The organism is Marinobacter sp. EN3 (assembly GCF_000475315.1).
GTDB lineage: Bacteria > Pseudomonadota > Gammaproteobacteria > Pseudomonadales > Oleiphilaceae > Marinobacter > Marinobacter nauticus.
Genome location: NZ_AXCC01000063.1, coordinates 162,366 through 181,571, shown reverse-complemented (window position 1 = coordinate 181,571; position 19,206 = coordinate 162,366). Strand labels below are relative to the sequence as shown.

Annotated in this window: 14 protein-coding genes; 4 read left to right on the top strand and 10 right to left on the bottom strand. The window is 61.3% G+C overall.

Features of this window, described 5'->3' with window-relative positions:
• Positions 1–43: 43 nt before the first annotated feature.
• From Q675_RS34645 to Q675_RS34605, 9 genes are all read right to left on the bottom strand, one after another.
• The gene (locus Q675_RS34645; protein ID WP_023011961.1) at positions 44–2,287 is read right to left on the bottom strand and encodes an NADP-dependent isocitrate dehydrogenase; all 2,244 of its coding nucleotides are present in this window, start codon (positions 2,285–2,287) and stop codon (positions 44–46) included.
• A 465-nt stretch (positions 2,288–2,752) separates the two neighbouring features.
• Positions 2,753–4,741, bottom strand: a complete 1,989-nt coding sequence (locus Q675_RS34640; RefSeq protein WP_023011960.1) for an acetoacetate--CoA ligase — start codon at positions 4,739–4,741, stop codon at positions 2,753–2,755.
• Positions 4,742–4,757: 16 nt separating this feature from the next.
• Entirely contained in the window at positions 4,758–5,537 is a 780-nt protein-coding gene (locus tag Q675_RS34635; RefSeq protein ID WP_023011959.1) for a 3-hydroxybutyrate dehydrogenase, read from the bottom strand.
• A 56-nt stretch (positions 5,538–5,593) separates the two neighbouring features.
• Positions 5,594–6,964: a TRAP transporter large permease gene (locus tag Q675_RS34630; RefSeq protein ID WP_023011958.1), complete on the bottom strand. Its 1,371-nt coding sequence runs from the start codon at positions 6,962–6,964 to the stop codon at positions 5,594–5,596.
• A gap of 17 nt (positions 6,965–6,981) precedes the next feature.
• Positions 6,982–7,599, bottom strand: coding sequence for a TRAP transporter small permease subunit (locus Q675_RS34625; protein ID WP_023011957.1), 618 nt, complete (start codon positions 7,597–7,599; stop codon positions 6,982–6,984).
• 78 nt (positions 7,600–7,677) lie between these two features.
• The gene (locus Q675_RS34620; RefSeq protein WP_014420063.1) at positions 7,678–8,763 is read right to left on the bottom strand and encodes a TRAP transporter substrate-binding protein; all 1,086 of its coding nucleotides are present in this window, start codon (positions 8,761–8,763) and stop codon (positions 7,678–7,680) included.
• Between the two features lie 322 nt (positions 8,764–9,085).
• Positions 9,086–10,531, bottom strand: a complete 1,446-nt coding sequence (locus tag Q675_RS34615; protein ID WP_413771520.1) for a sigma-54 interaction domain-containing protein — start codon at positions 10,529–10,531, stop codon at positions 9,086–9,088.
• Positions 10,532–10,633: 102 nt separating this feature from the next.
• Complete coding sequence (locus Q675_RS34610; protein WP_023011955.1) at positions 10,634–12,736, bottom strand: 3-hydroxybutyrate oligomer hydrolase family protein; 2,103 nt, start codon at positions 12,734–12,736, stop codon at positions 10,634–10,636.
• Between the two features lie 253 nt (positions 12,737–12,989).
• Positions 12,990–13,352 (bottom strand): DUF6164 family protein, encoded by a 363-nt coding sequence (locus tag Q675_RS34605; protein WP_023011954.1) that lies wholly within the window; start codon positions 13,350–13,352, stop codon positions 12,990–12,992.
• A gap of 87 nt (positions 13,353–13,439) precedes the next feature.
• Between Q675_RS34605 and Q675_RS34600 the strand changes: the two genes are divergently transcribed.
• Genes Q675_RS34600 through Q675_RS34585 form a run of 4 tightly spaced genes read left to right on the top strand, consistent with a single transcriptional unit; the run spans position 13,440 to position 17,939 of the window.
• On the top strand, positions 13,440–14,852 hold the full coding sequence (locus tag Q675_RS34600) for a DUF2868 domain-containing protein (protein WP_023011953.1): 1,413 nt from the start codon (positions 13,440–13,442) through the stop codon (positions 14,850–14,852).
• Positions 14,849–16,279 carry a GTPase/DUF3482 domain-containing protein gene (locus tag Q675_RS34595; RefSeq protein ID WP_023011952.1) on the top strand — a complete coding sequence of 477 codons (1,431 nt, stop codon included), beginning with the start codon at positions 14,849–14,851 and terminating at the stop codon, positions 16,277–16,279. Before Q675_RS34600 ends, Q675_RS34595 begins: the two co-directional genes overlap by 4 nt.
• A gap of 50 nt (positions 16,280–16,329) precedes the next feature.
• Positions 16,330–16,725 carry an ectoine synthase gene (locus tag Q675_RS34590; protein ID WP_022991806.1) on the top strand — a complete coding sequence of 132 codons (396 nt, stop codon included), beginning with the start codon at positions 16,330–16,332 and terminating at the stop codon, positions 16,723–16,725.
• An 11-nt stretch (positions 16,726–16,736) separates the two neighbouring features.
• On the top strand, positions 16,737–17,939 hold the full coding sequence (locus Q675_RS34585) for a CynX/NimT family MFS transporter (protein ID WP_023011951.1): 1,203 nt from the start codon (positions 16,737–16,739) through the stop codon (positions 17,937–17,939).
• 30 nt (positions 17,940–17,969) lie between these two features.
• Here Q675_RS34585 and Q675_RS34580 read toward each other — a convergent pair whose 3' ends face one another.
• Positions 17,970–19,145, bottom strand: coding sequence for a type III PLP-dependent enzyme (locus Q675_RS34580; protein ID WP_023008100.1), 1,176 nt, complete (start codon positions 19,143–19,145; stop codon positions 17,970–17,972).
• Between the last annotated feature and the right edge of the window lie 61 nt (positions 19,146–19,206).

Below are 19,206 nucleotides of genomic sequence, written 5' to 3'. Positions count from 1 at the left end.
CGGGGATTCATGCCGGGCCCATGGCCCGGCTGAAACACTGGCCTTACTTCACGGAATCCCGTGCCTCGGCCAGGATCTTGTTGAACGTGGCGCTCGGCTGCATGACCTCGCACACCTTCTCCATGGGCGGGTGGTAGTAACCACCGATATCGGCCGGATGGCCCTGCACCACGGTCATTTCTTCCAGGATCTTGTCCTTGTTCTCCTCCAACTGGGCAGACAGCTTGGTGAAGAATTCTTTCAGTTCCTTGTCTTCATCCTGTTTGGAGAGCTCTTCCGCCCAGTAGCGGGCCAGGTGGAAGTGGGAACCACGGTTGTCCAGCTCGCCGGTTACCCGCGACGGAGACTGGTTGTTTTCCAGCAGTCGCTCGGTGGCCTTGTCCATGGTCTGGCCCAGCAGGCGGGCACGCTCGTTGTTCTGCTTCTCGCCCAGCTCGTCCAGCGACACCGCGGTGGCCAGGAACTCACCCAGGGAATCCCAGCGCAGGTGGTTTTCCTGAATCAGCTGCTGTACGTGCTTGGGTGCGGAACCGCCGGCACCGGTCTCATACAGACCGCCGCCGTTCAGCAGCGGCACGATGGACAGCATCTTGGCACTGGTGCCCAGCTCCAGGATCGGGAACAGGTCGGTGAGGTAATCACGCAGCACGTTGCCGGTCACGGAGATGGTGTCCTGGCCACGGATCAGGCGCTCCATGGTGCAACGGATCGCCTTCACCGGCGGCATGATCTTGATGTCCAGACCGTCGGTGTCGTGCTCCTTCAGGTACATCTCGACCTTCTTGATCAGCTGGGCGTCGTGGGGACGCTCGTGATCCAGCCAGAAGATCGCCGGCATGCCGCTGGAGCGGGCCCGGGTCACCGCCAGCTTGACCCAGTCGCGGATCGGCAGGTCCTTGGTCTGGCAGGCCCGCCAGATGTCGCCCTGTTCCACCTGATGCTCGGTCAGGACCGTGCCGTCTTCGGCTACGATACGAACGACACCGTCTTCCTTGATCTCGAAGGTCTTGTCGTGGGAGCCGTATTCCTCGGCCTTCTGGGCCATCAGGCCGACGTTGGGCACGGTCCCCATGGTGGTCGGGTCGAAGGCGCCGTGGGTCTTACAGAAGTTGATCACTTCCTGATAGATGGTGGCGTAGGTGGACTCCGGCATGACCGCCTTGGTGTCCTTCAGCTTGCCGTCGCGGGCCCACATCTTGCCGGAGTTGCGGATCATGGCCGGCATGGAGGCGTCGACGATCACGTCGCTGGGCACGTGCAGGTTGGTGATGCCCTTGACCGAATCGACCATGGCGATTTCCGGACGATGCTCGTAGCAGGCGTGCAGGGCTTCCTGGATTTCCTCCTGCTTGGACTCCGGCAGCTGCTTGATCTTCTCGATGACCGAGGACAGGCCGTTGTTCGGATTGACGCCGATCTCATCGAACAGATCGCCGTACTTGTCGAACAGCTCCCGGAAGTAGACCTTCACCGCGTGACCGAACACGATCGGGTGAGAAATCTTCATCATGGTCGCCTTCACGTGCAGGGAGAACATGACGCCGGTTTTTTCGCAGTCCTCAATGCAGTCCTCGAAGAATTTCACGAGCTTTTTCTTGCTCATGAACATGGCGTCCAGCACTTCGCCTTCCTGCAGCGGCAGTTCGGACTTCAGGACAGTCTGCTCGCCCTTCTTGTTCTCGAACACGATGCGAGCATTGGTGGCCTTGTCCAGGGTGACGGACTGCTCGCTGGAGTAGAAGTCACCGCCGCGCATGTGCGCCACGTGGGTCCGGGAAGCCGGGCTCCACTCACCCATGCTGTGGGGGTGCTTGCGGGCATAGGCCTTGACCGCCGCCGGCGCGCGACGGTCGGAGTTGCCTTCCCGCAGCACCGGGTTGACGGCGCTGCCCAGCACCTTGGCGTAACGGGCGTGGATCTCCTTCTCCTCGTCGGTCTTCGGGTGCTCCTTGAACTCGGGCACCTTGAAGCCTTGCTCGTTCAGCTCGCGAATGGCGGCCTGCAGCTGGGGAATGGAGGCGGAGATGTTCGGCAGCTTGATGATGTTGGCGTCCGGATCCTTGGTGTACTCACCCAATTCAGCCAGGGCATCCGGAACCCGCTGGTCTTCCTCCAGGTAGTCCGGAAACGCCGCCAGAATACGTGCCGCCAGGGAGATATCGCTGGTTTCGAACTCGATACCGGCCGGCTTGGCGAAGGTTTCCAGGATGGGAAGCAGTGACCGGGTGGCGAGGGCGGGAGCCTCGTCGGTCAACGTGTAGACAATCTTGGCTTTGGATGATGTCATTTTCGTCCTCAGGCTATTGGGTGGGTTCAGGACGGTCATGGCGCGGTCGGGCGTCTTGTGAACGTCCGGTCGGGCCAGTGACTGATTCGGAACTTTTGATAGACCTACTAAGATAGCATTTTTTACAAAATTTTGGTTACGATCTTAGTATAAGAACGGACTTAAAATGCCTGATCTTCCGTGACAGGACGATGAAATGGCAGGAATTTACGAAACTTTCTAACATTTATCAGGTAAGGGGTAAGCGTGAGGGGGGGAGAGCTTTCCAAAACACGCTGTGAATACCTCCCTGTACGCTCTGCTCCGCCATCCATGGCTCCGCAAGGTTTTGGAAAGCTCTCCCCCTGCCACGCCCAAACGATGTACGGGTAGTCCAATTTCATCGTCGCAGAGTTCGCAAATATGGGCTGTTTTGTCGACAAAACAGCCCATATCGGCACACTTCACATTCCCCTTTATCCAGAATCAGTCGGGCAACAACCCTGCTTGCGCCAAACGTTCCCGAATCCGGTCCAGCGCTTCCGGGTTGCCCAGTGCATCCCGGTTGTCGGCTTTCCTGGAGCCGTTGATCAGCCGGGCCACCGCGAGTTCCACTTTTTTGCCGCTACGGGTGTAGGGAATGTCCGGCACCTCGACAATGTGTTTGGGCACATGTCGGGGGCTGGCACCTTCTCGGATTCGGGTTTTCAGGGTTTTGACCAGGTCGTCGGTGACATTCTGGCCTTCCGCCGGAACCACAAACAGCACCACTTCCACGTCGCCGTCGATCTGGCGTCCGACCACGAGGCTGTCTTTAACCGCGTCAACGGTTTCCACCTGACGGTAGATTTCGGCGGTGCCGATGCGCACGCCGCCAGGGTTGAGGGTGGCGTCGGAGCGGCCGTAGATAATGGCGCCGCCGTGTTCGGTGAATTCAATGAAGTCGCCGTGGGCCCAGACTCCGGGGAAGCTGTTGAAGTAGGCATCGCGGTAGCGTTCACCGTCCGGGTCCTGCCAGAAGCTGACGGGCATCGAGGGCAGCGGCTGGCGGCAGACCAGTTCGCCGCGGCCTTCGCTGACCGGTTGGCCGTCGTCGCCGTAGGCCACGGCGTCCACGCCCAGGAAGCGGCACTGGATTTCACCTCTTCGCACTGGCAGCAGGGGTGTTGATCCCACAAAGCAGCCGCAGATGTCGGTGCCGCCGGCGATGGAGCCCAGCAACACGTTGGGGGCACCGTCGGTGTAGATCCAGTCGTAGTCTTCCGGCAACAGCGGGGAGCCGGTGGAGAAGACCACGCGCAGGTGGCTCTGGTCCAGGGTTTTCGCTGGTTGCAGTTCGGCTTTGCGACAGCCGGCGATGAAGCGGGCGCTGGTGCCGTAGTGGGTGACCCGTTCTTTCGCTACGGTTTCCCACAGGAAGTTCAGGTTCGGGTAACCCGGGGAGCCGTCGACGGTGATCACGGCGGCGCCGGTCATCAGGGCAGAGGCCTGCCAGTTCCACATCATCCAGCCGCAGGTGGTGAAGTAGAGGAAGCGGTCTTCCGGACCCACGTCGCCATGGAGCATCAACTCCTTGGCGTGGTTGACCAACAAGCCGGCAGTGCCGTGCACGATGCACTTGGGTTTGCCGGTGGTGCCGGAGGAATAGAGGATGTACACCGGGTGATCCGGATCGACCGGGGTGAAGGAAGGCGCCTGGCCTTCGCCGGCCTCCAGGGCATCCTCCCAGGTGGTAACCAGTTCGCCGGGGATCGGTGCCTCATCGGGCAGTTGGGCAATGCTGACCACCACCTTCAGGGAGGGCAGGCCAGCGATCAGCTCGGCGAAGTCGTCCTGGCGCGCGAACACTTTGCCGCCATAACCGTAGCCGTTGACCACAATCAGGGCTGAGGGCTCGATCTGGCCAAAGCGGTCGTTGATGGCGCCGATGCCGAAGTCCGGTGATGCGGAGCTCCAGATCGCGCCCAGGCTGGTAGCCGCCAGCATACCCACCAGGGCTTCGTAGCCATTGGTGACCACACCCGCCACGCGGTCACCCTTGGCAATGCCCTTGCTGCGCAGAAAGGCTTCCAGGGCACCGGCGTCGGCTTTCAGTTCGGCGTAGGTCTTGCGCAGTACCGGGCGGGTTTCGCAGTAGGCCACCAAGGCTTCTTTATCAGCATGGTCGCCGTCCGCCAGCCGCAGCAGGTTGGCGGCAAAATTCAGCTTCATGCCCGGGAACCATTCCGCCCCGGGCATTTCCCGGTTGCCAAGTACCTGTTTGGCCGGTGTCTCGCAGACCAGGCCGCAGTAGTCCCAAACCTTCTGCCAGAAGGTGTCCAGTTCGGTAATCGACCACTGGTGCAGGGCGTGATAATCGTCAAAGGGGCCAAAGCCCTGTTGCTCCAGCCAGGCCTTGAACTGGCCCATGCGGGAACGGGTGAGGGTGTCCTGGTCCGGGGTCCAGACAACCGGTGATTGTTCTGTGTTGCTCATCCGTCTCTCCAGAAAATTACTGCATATGCCAGCCGTGGCTGACCACGATCGACTGACCGGTCAGGGCAGCGGAGGGGAAGGCTGCCAGATGCACCGCCAGTTCCGATACGTCTTCCAGGGTGGTGAACTTCCCGTCCACGGTGTTCTTGAGCATGACCTTGCTGATCACTTCTTCTTCGGAAATGCCCAGCTCTTTGGCCTGCTCCGGTATCTGCTTGTCCACCAGCGGTGTCCGTACAAAGCCGGGGCAGATAATGTTGCTGCGTACCCCGTGCTCGGCACCTTCTTTCGCCACCGCCCGGCACAGGCCCAGCATGCCGTGCTTGGCGGCGACGTAGGGCGCTTTCAGGGGCGACGCTTCCACCGAGTGTACCGATCCCATATAGAGCATAGTACCCCCACCTTGGGCGTACATCTGGCGCAGGGCCGCCCGGGTCACCAGGAAGGCACCGTCCAGGTGCACGTTCATCACCTTGCTCCAGTCGGCGTAGGCCAGCTTGTGCACCGGGTCGATGTGCTGGATACCGGCATTGGCCAGGGCGACATCGAGCCTGCCCCAGTGTTCAACGATGGTGGCCACACCCTGGTCAACCGCCTGTTCGTCGGTGACATCCATGGCCAGGGCCAGGGCCGTGCCGCCGGCCTGTTCAATGGCCGCTACGGTGTCGGCGGCGCGTTCAAGGGTCAGGTCCGCCACTGCCACCCGGGCCCCTTCGCGGGCGTAATGTTCAGCAATGGCGCGGCCAATGCCCCGGCCGGCGCCGGTAATCAGGGCAACTTGATTGTGAAGACGCATGGTCACAGTCTCCTTTCAGGATTGGAATTGTTATTGGAATCCGGAGAGAGGGCCGGTCAGCCCCCTCCGTATACCTCGTTGGGCAGCCAGGTAGCCAGCGGCTCAAACCAGAACACCAGGGCCAGCGCCAGCAACTGCAGGGCAATAAACGGAAGCACGCCCAGATAGATATGCCGTGTGGTGATGCCCGGCGGGCACACGCCCTTGATGTAGAACAGTGAGAAACCCACCGGTGGCGTCAGGAACGAGGTCTGCAGGCAGATGGCGAACATGATGGCAAACCACACCGGCTCCACGCCCATCTTGAACAGCACCGGCGCCACCAGCGGCAGGATGATCAAAGTGATTTCAACCCAGTCCAGGAAGAAACCGAGCAGGAAGGTGATGAACAGCACCGTCAGCAGGACCCCGGTGGTACCGAAAGGCAGCCCGGTAATGGCGCTTTCAATCACCTCGTCACCACCCAGGCCACGCAGCACCGACGCAAACACCGTGGCACCGATAAAGATGCCGAAGATGAAGGCCGAGGTGCGGCTGGTCTGGTACAGGGATTCTTTCAGGGTGGCCATGTCCAGGCGCTTGCTGACAAAGGCCATCAACATGGCGCCACCGGCACCCACCGCCGAGGCCTCTGTGGTAGTGGCAATGCCGAAGAAGATCGAGCCCAGTACGGCAATGATCAGGGCCATCGGCGGCAGGACCGCTTTCAGCACATCCAGCCAGGCCCGGGCATCCAGCGGCTCCCGGTCCTTCGGCGCAGGCGCCAGGTCTTTTTTCAGGAACGATGCTATCAGAATGTACAGAATGTACATGGCCCCGAGCATGATGCCCGGAATCAGCGCCCCCATGAACAGCTTGCCGACCGATGCATCTGACGTGCCCAGGCGGTCCGCCATCAGCACCAGCATGATGCTGGGGGGCACCAGGATACCCAGGGTGCCCACGGAACAGGCGGTACCCACGGCCAGGGATTTGTTGTAGTTGGCCTGCATCATCGGCCCCAGGGACAACATGCCCAGCAAGACCACGGAGGCCCCGACAATACCGGTGGAGGCGGCCAGCAGCACGCCGACAATCACCACGGTGATGGCATAACCGCCACGCAGCGGGCCAAGCACCCGTACCAGGCTGTGCATCAGTTTCTCGGCAATGCCGGAGCGGTCCAGCATGATGCCCATGAAAATGAACATCGGCAGCGCCACCATCAATTCATTGGCGACAATGCCGTAGATTCTGGCATCCAGCACCCCCATGGTGCCTTGCCAGGTAAACCAGAGCGGGGAGTCGAAATACTCCACCATCACGTGTCCGACAATGGCGAACACAAGACCAATACCCGCCAGTGACCAGGCTACCGGGAACCCCAGCAGCAGGAGCACCATGAAGCTGGCGAACATGGCGATAACAAGAATCGCTTCTACACCCATGACGTCTGCCTCGTGATTCAGGGATTGGGATAGCCGGTAGACCGGCGATCGTCTTCAGGGGGCGTTACGGCCCGGGGGAACCCGAACAGGAACGTGGCGCAACGCAGGAACCGGGAGAACAGCGCGATCATCACGAAGATCAGCCCCAGCGGCAGCATGCTTTTGAAAATGAACCGGTACGGCAGACCACTCGGGGCCTGGGAACGCTCGCTGTAGGTCCAGGCTTTCCAGGCGTAGGGCACCAGCACCTCCACCATCAGGTAGATCACCGGCAGCGCAAGCAGGGCAATGCCCAGCAATTCAATGACGGCCTGGGCCCGGGGCGGGAACTTTTCTTTCAGCACGTCGACCCGCACGTGGTCGTCACGCACTACGGCGTAGCCCAGGGTCAGCATGGTGGCGGTGCCAAACAGGTGCCAGGACAGCTCTTCCAGTGCAATGGAGCCCTGGGACAGTACGTACCGTGAAAACACGTTGATAAGCACCACCACCAGTACGCCGATCCACAGCCAGGAAGCAAAACGGCCGACCGCCACCACCAGGCGATCCAGGCGCCAGGCCAGGGCGTTGGTGGGCAGAAAATCCTCGCCCGGTGCCGGGGACTGCTCACCCCCGGAGACATTGGTATCAGTCACAACAACCTCGAATAGTCCGGATGCAGAGAGGGAATGCAGGCGGCATCAACGCCGCCTGCCATGATCATCATCCGCTGATCAGTCGTACTGGTAGAAATCCCGGGGCAGGTAGCCCTTGGAGTGCCAGATGGAGTGGTGTTCCATGAACTCACGCTGGCTGGTGAGAACGCGCTTGAACATTTCGTCCTTGGCGGCGATTTCATCCAGCACCTCGTTGGTGACCTTCTGCAGTTCCCGCAGGACAGGCTCCGGCAGGGTCTGGGCGGTTACGCCTTCTTTCTCATAGTCACGCAGGGCGGTTGGCTGGGCCCACTCGCTCTCGGCGAAACCCTTGAGCGTGGCCGACTCACAGCCCATTTCGATGAGGGCACGGGTTTGTGGCTCCAGCTTGTCCCAGGTGTCTTTGTTGACCAGCAGGTGCGAGGTGGTCAGGGTCTGGTGCCAGCCAGGCATGATGTAGTTCTTGATGATCTGATCCAGGCCCAGCATCTTGTCGATGGCCGGCTGGGAGAACTCGGTGGCATCAATGGTCTTGCGCTCCAGGGCTTGGTAGATCTCGCCACCCGGCACCATGGTTACCGATGCGCCCAGCTTCTCCAGAACCTTGCCGCCAATGCCGGCAAAGCGGATCTTCAGGCCGTCAAAGTCGTCCATGCCCTCGATGGGCTGCGCGAACCAGCCAGCGCCTTCCGGGCCGATGATGGAGCACAGCATCGGGTGGATGTTGCGTTCCGCGTAGATTTCTTCCAGCAGCTCGCGACCATCGCCCTCGTAGTACCAGGCCAGATAGGCCGGTGGCTCCATGTTGAAGGGTGCGCCGGAATACAGCGGCAACGAAGCAATGGTGCCCTGGTCATAGCCGACCCAGGTGTAACCGGCGGGGTATTTGCCACTGCCAACGGCGTCCATGATTTCGAACGGCGGCACCAGTTCGCCCGGCTCGTAATAACGCAGCTGGATATCGCCACCGGAGATATTCTTGAGATTCTCGGTAAGGTGCTTGACCGGTGTGGTCAGACCCACCAGATGGGATGGAAACGCCAGAGGAACCTGCCAGCGAACCTTCTCTGCGGCCACGGCGTCCGCACTGGCCAGACCACCGGTGATAACCGCGGCGGCGGTAATGCCATAGGTCAGTTTTGAAAGCTTATGCTTGATCGACATGAAATGGATCCTTTTTGTTGTTGTCGTACAGCCACCGGTTCTTGCCGGCGGGCTACGTCTGAAATTGATCAGACAACGCAGGAAACCATAGCTGACTTTGGGTCGGGTCCAACGAGTTTGCGCCAGCTTTGTTTTCTTACGTTGTTCTGACGTCCTGCAAACAGGCTATAGCAGACACCGTGCCACAGCCGATAATGCCTTTTATTTCATGCGGATAGATATTTTCGACAGTTCTGGAGCCAAGGCAGCTGTCCGGCAATCCGGACACTCATCGACAATGGTCGTAGGTGATTGTACGGATAACGGGACAGCCGTCCGGAAATCAGGACAATCTGGCCAACTTCTCGTAGAGCACGGAACGGGAAATCCCCAGCAGCCGGGCAGCCTTGGTCCGGTTGCCACGGCAGGTCACCAGGGCCTCTTCAATGGCCTGGGCTTCAGCCTCAGCCACAATGCGGGCCAGCGGGCGCACAGAGCGAGCGGGCACCGGCGAGACCAGACGCTGGCCAGCACGGGGCAGCACTTTAAAGATGGCGTCCGCATCCAGTAAATCGCCATCCTCACTCATGGTCAGGGCCCGCTCCAGCACGTTGCGCAATTCCCGGATGTTGCCCGGCCAGTCGTAACTGCCCAGCGCCGCGACGCCGGCATCGGTAATCTCGCCACGCATGTCCTGGCCCTCGCAGATTTCACCCAGCAGGGCTTCGCACAGCACACCCAGATCGGCCAATCGGTCCCGCAGGGGTGGGATATTGATCTCCAGCACATTCAGCCGGTAATAGAGATCTGAACGAAAGCTGCCTTCGGCAATCATGGACTCCAGGTTGCGACTGGTGGCCGCGATCACCCGCACATCCACCGTCGTCACCTTGTTCGAACCCAGGGCCTCGATCTCGCCCTCCTGCAATGCCCGCAACAGCTTGGCCTGCAGGGGCAGCGGCATATCCCCCACCTCATCCAGAAACAGCGTGCCGCCGTTGGCAAGCTGGAACTTGCCCTCCCGGGTACGCCGGTCGGCACCGGTGTAGGCACCCGGGGCGACACCGAAGAACTCCGCCTCCAGCAGGTTTTCCGGCACCGCCGCCACGTTCACACCAACAAACGGCTTGTCCGCCCTGGGAGACACCGCATGGATAGCCTGGGCCAGCACCTCTTTGCCGGTGCCGGTTTCCCCCAGCAGCAGTACCGGCATGTCCCGGCCTGCCGCCAGTCGCGCCCGGCGCTTCACCTCAAGGGCCGCCGGACTGCCACCGACAAAATCGCCCAGACTGTAGCGGGTGCCCCGACTTTTCTTCGCCAGTGCCTTGCGGGCCGCCGCCAGATCCCGGTGCAGGCGCCGGTATTTGGACACCAGCGGCGTCAGCGGTTGCAGATCGTCGTAAAGCACGAAAGCCACGGCACCGACAATGCCGCCCTGGTCGTCGTAATACGGCAGCCGCGTGACCACCAGTTGCTGCTTGTTGTGTTCCATGATGTCCAGCAGCAGGGGCTTCCCGGTTTCCACCACCTCGGGCATGCGGGTCTGCGGAATCACCTTTCGTACCGGTTTGCCAATGGCGTGGGAGGGGTCCACCAGACCCAGCAGCTGAGAATAGCTGCTGTTGATCCAGGTGATATTGGCATCCCGGTCAACCGCAATGGCACCGGCGCTGGCTTCCTCAAACATCGGGAACAGGGCTTCGATCAGGTCACGGGTCAGGCCGCTCTTGTTCTTGTTGGTAAACAACTCGCTCATAGTCCGCGTGCTCACGGGTGGGGATGGTTTCATGGGCAATCCTTGGGCGTCCGGATTTCCGGACGCCGTCACGGGAGTATAGGAAGCCCCCGGTGCGGGGGCAAACCTCCAAAGGTGGCATTCAACCGTCGGTAATCAGTCCGGGATCTGCAACTGGTTACCGGTGAAGACAATCCGGTCCGCTTCCGCCGGTTCGGATTGAATGGGCGGCAGGTTCGCCAGGGTCAGGGGGGTGGTCAGGCTGCCCCGGGGCACCGTGCGCACCACTTGACTGGGCGGCAGCGGCTGCTTGTCGGTGAGATGGGCCCACACCAGATCCAGCGCCTGGAAGTAGTAGTGATGCAACGGCACATAGCGGTCACCGATGCCCGGAAAGCCGTTGAGCACGTCCAAGTGATGGGCGTTGAGAATTTCGTAATAGCGCAGGTTGCTGTGGCGGCCTTCCACTGCCTGGTTCAGGCCGACATAGGGTCGGGAGGTGTGGTTGATGGGCAGGATGGCATCGGCCCGTCCGGTGACAAACACCGTCGGCTTGCGCTGCAGGTCTCCGCTGGCCCGCACCGCTGAAATGCCACGGCTAATGGCTTCGTGCAGCTCAGCCTGAACGCCCTCGAGGGGCTCGCCGGTCACCACATCCCTGCCTTCGGCAAGACTTCTGAGGCACAACAGGGCGTCCAGACCGTAATCCACCTGGCTGGAACTGGGCGAGGCGCTAACGGCGAGGTTCGTGGGCTGGCCCTCGGCGTTGTCGTAGACCAGATTGACACCGGCGGAGGGCGGAATGCCGTTACTCGCCGCAAACAGCGACGCCTCGGCAGCAGGCGCCAGTGGCACCACCGCGCCGGCACTGCCGGTCGCCGCCAGGCTCAGGCCACACACCCGGTCTTCAACACCCGCGCGGCCATAGGCATTGGCGTAGGTCATGGCAATGCTCTGGGCGACCGCCAGGCCAAAATGCACCGGCGCCAGCAGGTTCTGCTCCGGCTGCACCCCGAAGTCCTCGTTCAGGATCCGTTGCGCATCGAGGGCCCAGTCATCCTGAGTAGCGCCCGACACCAGCCCCTTATTGAACAGGGAGTGGCAGATGTTCTGGCCAGTCACCGGCAGATTGAACACGCCGTTCAGGGGGGCGAGATCGCGGATGCCGGGGGCCTGGTTGGCACAACCCTGGTACACCGCCAGCGCGGTGGTGTAATCCAGCAGGCTGCGGCTGTGTTCCGTCAGTGCAGGGCCATTGCCCTGACGAATGCTGAAACTCCGGTCCACAGCCGGATTCACATTGGGCTCAGACACCGCCACACCATCAATCAGACCTTTCTCATCCTGTTCCGCCGCCCGCACCGAGGCTCCGCCGCCGTTGGAAACACTGGAGGCAATCACCAGCGTGTTCCTCGGGTTGATAGTTCGGAGAGTTTCACCATTACCCAGTTCCCGGCCATGGAGTGTGTTCAGCACATAGAAGCCGAACTCAATGGATTGCAACACATGCCGGCCCCAGTCTGCCTCCGGGTTCTGTTTGGAATGGGCGTGTTTCCAGGCGAAGCGATCCGGCCACTGGCTATTGAAATCATCCCGGCTCTGAGCGTCCAGATCCGCCCGGAACAAGGCTTCTTCAGGTTCCGTGGTAAGTGTTCCGTTCACGGACTGGGCGGTGTTTGTGGCGAGGTTATGGGCACCGGTACCGGTGCCTTTATCGGTATAAACCACTGCGCAGCCCTTTTTCAGGCCCCACTCCCCTGCGGTGCCAATGGCGCCGTAGATCCCGCGGGAACCGGAGGAGGGCGCGGTTACCATGCACGGAAAATCCGGATCAAAGCTGTCGGGCACCTGGGCCATTACCGTCACCGGCACAGTGGCGCCCGGCACCTGCATCAGCGCGATGAATTCCTGGCCTGGAATCCGGCCACTGGCATTACCTACGGCCGGGCCAAACAGGCTGCCATAGCCTCCGCCGGGTGCAGTATCCACCAGTGCCCGGTAATTGTTGTAGATGGCCAGCCGGCGCAACTCCGCCGGTGTCGGATTCAGGGCATCGACAAACGCCGGTGGTGTGGCACTGGCCAGACCCTCCGGCCCCAGGCCAGCGGTAAGAAGATCATCGGTATTGCCATCGTAAGCAAACTGCTGGACATCGCTCACCAGGAAATCAGGCAAGGAGTTGAACACCTCGTCCTTCTTGCAGGCAGTGAGCGTTACCGTGGCAGCACCTATCAGGGTGCAGAGCATCATTCGTTTCATGGTCGGTCCTTGTTTGTTGTTGTTGAATCGGCCCCATGGGCGCCACGGCCCATGCGGATCCTGTGCCAACCGGACAAGACCATGAATATATTTAGAAAAATCAAAAATTACTGGCACTTGAGAGGGGGCTATTCCGGAATTCCGGACAGCGGTTGCGCGTGCAATGGCATGGCACGCGTGCAGGACCGCCGCTGGCCGCAGACTGTCCGGCAGACCGAACACTGTCTGAAAAACCAGACAACGGGCAGTGAAACTAGCCTATTCGAACAAAGGGCAGCAAGCTGATTGCCGCAATTGCAGCGATGGCCAGGCAGGCCGCCAGAGTCCGCAGCGGATAGCGTCGAAACATGGAGCCGATACCACCGATTTCGCCGCGGGCCAGGCCTTGCTCATAGGCCTGGCGCTGCCTCTCGAAACGCTGACGCTGATACTCATCCAGCAACGCCTTGGCTCGCTCCGCTTCGTCCGCATCGTGAACCCAGAAGCCGCCCATGCTGATGCCCCAGCGGCTGGGCGGGGTCTCGTAGTAGCGCACCTCATGCTCCTCGAACAGAGCCCGGATCTCGTCGGCCTCGTCGTCGGGTACATGGCGCAGATTCATCAGGTGATGGGGCATGGCGCGTCCATTGGCTGGTATCAGGATCGTAATTGCCTATATGCTAACAGCAAAGCACCCACGACCGAACTTGTATCAGGACACTGCATGAGCCCGAACCCCCTTCGTCTGCTGCTGGATTTTGACGACCGCGTCCAGCGGGACAGGGATCAGCCCCCCGCCTTTCTCCACCGCCGGGACCGGCGCTTTGCTCTGGACTGCGAGCAGCAGGGAATAAAGCCCAGCCCTTCGCGCTGGCTGGCACACATGGATCGACTGTCCGGCCCCGGCGGCACCGTGACGGCTGGCCGTCGGGAACTGAAACTCTGGCGCCGGGCAACCAGCGGCTTCACAGGTGCCGGTTGCCTGATGGGCATCGTGACCATGCTGGGCCTGCTGTTCTATGACGGCGGCCAGCGCATCAACATCACCGTGATTCTGACCTTTGTGCTGTTCCAGTTGCTGCTGGCACTGGCCACCACGGTACAGGCCATAGTCGGCTGGCAACCCTGGCGCTGGTTGCTGAAACGTCTGCACCTGGACCACGCCAGCCCGACCCGGGCCCGGCTCCAGCCACTACTGATGGCGCGAGCGGCCCACGCCGGCGGCGTTGCTTTTGGTCTTGCCGGCCTGGCCACGCTGCTGATCATGGTGGTGGTCCAGGACCTGGCCTTTGGCTGGAGCACCACTCTGGATACCGCCGCTTCCGGCTACCACCATTTGGTCAGCGCCCTGGCGGCGCCCTGGTCCTGGTTGTGGCCTTCCGCCGTGCCATCCCTGGAGCTGGTGGAAGTAACCCGGTTCTTTCGCGCCGCTCCTGTCACAATCGGAGTCGAGCCTTCACGCTGGGGCCAGTGGTGGCCCTTCGTGGTTATGTTATGGCTGACCTGGACGGTGATACCGCGTGTGCTGCTGCTGGTTCTCAGCCAAAGCCTGCTACGCCGTCGTGCCACTCGGCTGCTGGCTGGCCATCCCGGCATGAAGGCTCTGTTATACCGGATGGAAACCGCCACCCTGGATACCGGTAGCAGCCACAACGATGCCGCCGACCTGCCAGACACCCGCACCCGGGCCCAGCCAGACCAACTGCCGGACACCCCGCTGATGATCTGCTGGGCCGGTGCCGGCGAACCGGAGTTGCCCCAACGCCTGCAGGCACCGGATTGCCGAATTTTCCGGGCCGGAGGCCGGGCCAGTCTGGCCCAGGATGAAGACGTACTGGCACAAGTAGGCATCCACCTGGCCGGCCAGGAACATCCGGCAGTCATTGTCGTCACCCGCAGTTGGGAGCCGCCCACCGGCGAGCTGCACGATTTTCTGGAGACCGCCCGGGAGCGCTGGCCCTCGAATAGCCGGGTAACCCTGCTTCCGCTGGCAAGCGATCCGAACCAGCCACCGCAGGCCCACCTGGTTCAGCCCTGGCTTCGGTTTACAGAACGCCTGGCTCCGGGCTTTGCCTCGGTGGCCTTGCCACCTGTCGACGAGCCCAACCCCTATCTGGCCGGGAGCGCGCAGCCATGACCAATGCTCCGGTATTCGCCGTGGTCGGCCACCCGAACAAGGGCAAATCCAGTGTCGTCGCCACCCTTTCCCAGAACGACGCTATCGCCATTGCCCTGGAACCCGGTACCACCCGGGCCAGGCAGGACTATCCACTGACCGTTGACGGCCAGAAACTCTACACCCTGGTGGACACCCCGGGTTTCCAGCGCCCACGGCGGGTGTTGCAGTGGCTGGAAGCCCACAGCATTTCCGCCTCGGATCACCCGGAAACCGTGCGGGCTTTTGTGCTCCAGCACCGGGGCGACGACCGGTTTGTCGATGAATGTGAATTGCTGGCACCGATCGTGGAAGGCGCCGGGATCATCTACGTAGTGGACGGCTCGGTGCCCTACAGTGCCGAGCACGAGGCTGAAATGACCATCCTGCGCTGGACAGGGCGTCCGAACCTGGCGCTGATCAACAGTATCGGTGAGGATGATTACAGCGACACTTGGCAGGCCGCACTGGGCCAGTTCTTTCAGGTTGTCCGCAAGTTCGATGCTGTTCGCGCCCCTTTTGAGCAACATCTTAGCCTGTTACGGGCTTTCGGCCAGCTGGAACCGGACTGGGAGGCGCCGCTGGAACGGGCCACCCGGTTCCTGTCCGAACAGCGCCGCCAGCGCCGACGCCAGGCGGCGGGCCTGGTTGCCCGAGCCTTGGAAGACCTGATGTCCTATCAGGAACGGCGCACACTGACGCTCAACCAGATCGCCGAAACCAGCGATGCCAGCCTCGCCGAGACCCTACGGGATCGCTGGTACCGGCACCAACGCCAGCGGGAACAGGCCCTCAGGATCGACATCGAGCACCTGTACCAGCATCAGCGCATCCGCCGCCAGGAAGCCGAACTCCAATGGCACAGCCAGCACGATCTGTTTTCCGAGGACACCCGCAAGCACTGGGCGGTAAGCAAGCGCTACCTGGCCACCGCGGGCTTTGGCGCCGGAGCGGTGAGCGGTGCCGGCATTGATGCCGTGACGTTTGGCTCGTCGCTGGGCACCGGTGCCCTGCTCGGAGGGTTGATTGGCGCTGCCGGCAGTTACTTCTACGGGGATCGCCTGGTTTTGCCGGCACTGAGCATCGGGCCCATGAAGGACGGCCTGAAAACCGCCAGCTTCGGGCCTGTACAGGACAGCCAGTTTGGCTATGTTGTGTTAGGGCGGGCGGTGGATCACTGGTGGCATATCAGCCAGCGAAACCACGCCGGGCGGGATTTGCTGGAACTGGAACCGGCCGACCATCACTGGCTGGAACAGCTCGACAAAGCCAGCCGGCGGGAAATCCAGAAAGCCTTCGAACGGTGCCGGAAACAGCGAGCTCTGGCCCATCAGCAGAGGGAACAATTTGCCGCCGCCATCGAGCACGCCTTGGCGGCATACGACGACTGGCGGTTGAATCGAGCCTGAGCCGCATGTTTATACTGTATGGCTATTCCATCACAAAATGAGGAATGCGAATGAAAATCGTACGAGTGCAAGACATTATCGGTACCGAGCGTGAAGTCAGCGACAAGCAGTGGACCAGCCGCCGCCTGTTGCTGAAGAAGGATGGCATGGGCTTCTCCTTCCACGAAACCATTATCAAGGCCGGCTCCGAGCACACCTTCTGGTACAAGCACCACCTGGAAGCGGTTTACTGCGTGGCGGGTAACGGCCGCATCAAGGATCTCGCCACCGGCGAAGTGCACGAAATCACCGATGGCACTCTGTACGCCCTCGACAAGCACGACCGTCACACCCTGTACGGCGGCACTGAAGACATGCGCCTGATCTGCGCCTTCAACCCGCCAGTGACCGGTCGGGAAGTGCACGACGAAGACGGTGCTTACCTGCCGGATACCAGCGAAGACTGATTCGCTCCGCCGTGGCATTTCAAACCGCCGCGACCACACCGCCACCGCCAGCCCGATTGCTGCCGGTGGCGGTGTTGCTTTGGCTCGCCGGTGTTTACCTGCGCATACCCGTGCTGGTGGCGCCGCCGCTGGCGCCCTTCATTGGCGATGAGCTGGCCCTGACCCAGGCACTGACCGGCGCCCTGACCACACTGCCCATCCTGATGCTGGCCATTGGCGCCATGCCCGGTTCGCTGGCCATCTCCCGCATCGGCCCGCGAAACACCCTGGCACTGGCCATGGTGATCATGGTCATCGGCTCCGCCGGCCGTGGCCTGGTGCCCGATACCTTCACCCTGATGATAGCCAGCACCGTCATGGGCCTGGGTGTGGCGATGATGCAGCCAGCGCTGCCAGCCCTGCTGCCGCGTTGGCTCGAACCCCATCACATTGCTCTGGGCTCGGCCATCTACATGAACGGCATGCTCATGGGTGAGTTCATCGGTGCCGGTATTACCCTGCCGGTTCTTATGCCGTTGCTGGACAACAGCTGGCGCGCCACCATGCTGGCCTGGTCGCTGCCGGCCCTGCTGGTAGTCGCCGCCCTGTTTCTGCCCAAACGGGACCTGGCCCGGCCCGCACGCAAAGCCGCCTGGCTGCCCGACTGGAAAAACCCGCTCACCTTGCGCCTGGGCCTGCTGCTGGGGCTTTCCGGCTCCATGTTCTTCGGCCTCAACGCCTACATGGGTAACCTCCTGGAACAACAGGGGCGTATCGGCATGCTGTCCGAGGCCCTGTTCTGGTACAACATCGCCCAGGTCTTTGCCTCCCTGGTGATGCTGAAAATGGCACGGGCCTGGGTCGGCCGCCGTACCTTCATTGTGGTGATGGCTGTTCTCAGCATTACCGGCACCGCCGGCACTCTGGTGCTGGAAGGCTGGTGGTTCATCGCCAGTGCCACGCTGATGAGCTTCGTGGCCGGCATTCTGCTGATCCTGCTGGTGGCACTACCGCCATTGCTGGTGAACTCCGCCGAAACCGGACGGCTGTCTGCCGGCACCTTCCTGGTGGGCTATACCATGGCCTTCACGGTACCCATGCTCGGCGGCCTGATCGCCGACTGGACCGGCGACACCCGTCATGCCGTGATGACCATGGTGGCCTACAGCCTGCTGGTGTTACCTCTGGCGTTTACCCTGGACCTGAAACGAAAAAAGGATCAGCCCGAAAGCTGATCCTTCCTGAAATACTGCACTAACCCACGGTCAGATGTAATAGTCCTTCAACGGAGGAAACCCGTTGAACTCAATGGCACTGTAGGTGGTGGTATAGGCCCCGGTCGACAGCCAGTACATCCGGTCTCCGATCGCCAGATTCAGCGGCAGCGGGTACTTGTGATGCTCGTACATGATATCGGCACTGTCACAGGTCGGCCCGGCGATCACACAATCCTCACCTTCACCGCTCTTCTCGGTCCAGATCGGAAACTTGATGGACTCGTCCAGGGTCTCGATCAGCCCGGAAAACTTGCCGACATCGGTAAACACCCAGCGGTGCAGGGCGGTACGGGATTTTCGTGAAATCAGCACGACCTCGCTGACCAACACACCGGCATTGGAAATCAGCGATCGCCCCGGCTCGATGATGATCTCGGGCAGGTCGTCACCAAAGTCCTCGTGCAGGAAACGGGCAATCTCCTCCGCATACACCCCCAGTTCATTGGTCCGTGTAATGTAGTTGGCCGGGAAACCACCGCCCATGTTGATCATCTTCAGCTCAATGCCGTCTTCTTCCTTAAGGCGCTCGAAAATCACCTTTACCTTGTTCAGGGCGGCGTCCCAGGCACCGATTTCGCGCTGCTGGGAACCGACGTGGAACGACACACCATAGGGCACCAGGCCCAGATCACGAGCCAGGATCAGCAGATCCATGGCCATATCGGTCTGGCAGCCAAACTTGCGGGACAAAGGCCAGTCGGCGGTCAGGGTGCCTTCAGTCAGAATACGCACATACACTTTTGAGCCCGGGGCAGCCTTGGCAATGTTGCGCAGGTCTGCCTCGGAATCCGTGGCATACAGGCGCACACCCTTTTCGTAAAAGGTGCGAATGTCTTTCGCCTTCTTGATGGTGTTGCCGTAACTGATGCGGTCGCCGGTCACACCGAGGGCCATCACCTTGTCCAGTTCATACACCGAAGCGATATCAAAATTCGCACCTTTGTCCCGCAGCATGGTCAGAATCTGCGGGGCCGGGTTGGCTTTCACCGCATAATAGACCTTGGCGTAAGGAAACCCTTCCACCAGCTCTTCGTACTGACGGTCAATGGTCTGGGTGTCGATCACCACAAACGGGGTTTCCTTGCCGTCGGCAAAGTCCTTGATCCGCTTGAAAGTCTCGGCACTGTAGTAGTCGGCGATATCGGCGTTAGGCGTCTGGATCATGGGTGGTGTGTCCCTCCACAGGGTAAACGGGCATAAAAAAGGGTAGCACAGACTGGCTGTG

Coding starts and splice junctions, on each gene's coding strand:
- Q675_RS34645 (WP_023011961.1), bottom strand. CDS start 2,287: ATGACATCATCCAAAGCCAAGATTGTCTACACGTTGACCGACGAGGCT.
- Q675_RS34640 (WP_023011960.1), bottom strand. CDS start 4,741: ATGAGCAACACAGAACAATCACCGGTTGTCTGGACCCCGGACCAGGAC.
- Q675_RS34635 (WP_023011959.1), bottom strand. CDS start 5,537: ATGCGTCTTCACAATCAAGTTGCCCTGATTACCGGCGCCGGCCGGGGC.
- Q675_RS34630 (WP_023011958.1), bottom strand. CDS start 6,964: ATGGGTGTAGAAGCGATTCTTGTTATCGCCATGTTCGCCAGCTTCATG.
- Q675_RS34620 (WP_014420063.1), bottom strand. CDS start 8,763: ATGTCGATCAAGCATAAGCTTTCAAAACTGACCTATGGCATTACCGCC.
- Q675_RS34615 (WP_413771520.1), bottom strand. CDS start 10,531: ATGAAACCATCCCCACCCGTGAGCACGCGGACTATGAGCGAGTTGTTT.
- Q675_RS34610 (WP_023011955.1), bottom strand. CDS start 12,736: ATGAAACGAATGATGCTCTGCACCCTGATAGGTGCTGCCACGGTAACG.
- Q675_RS34605 (WP_023011954.1), bottom strand. CDS start 13,352: ATGCCCCATCACCTGATGAATCTGCGCCATGTACCCGACGACGAGGCC.
- Q675_RS34600 (WP_023011953.1), top strand. CDS start 13,440: ATGAGCCCGAACCCCCTTCGTCTGCTGCTGGATTTTGACGACCGCGTC.
- Q675_RS34595 (WP_023011952.1), top strand. CDS start 14,849: ATGACCAATGCTCCGGTATTCGCCGTGGTCGGCCACCCGAACAAGGGC.
- Q675_RS34590 (WP_022991806.1), top strand. CDS start 16,330: ATGAAAATCGTACGAGTGCAAGACATTATCGGTACCGAGCGTGAAGTC.
- Q675_RS34580 (WP_023008100.1), bottom strand. CDS start 19,145: ATGATCCAGACGCCTAACGCCGATATCGCCGACTACTACAGTGCCGAG.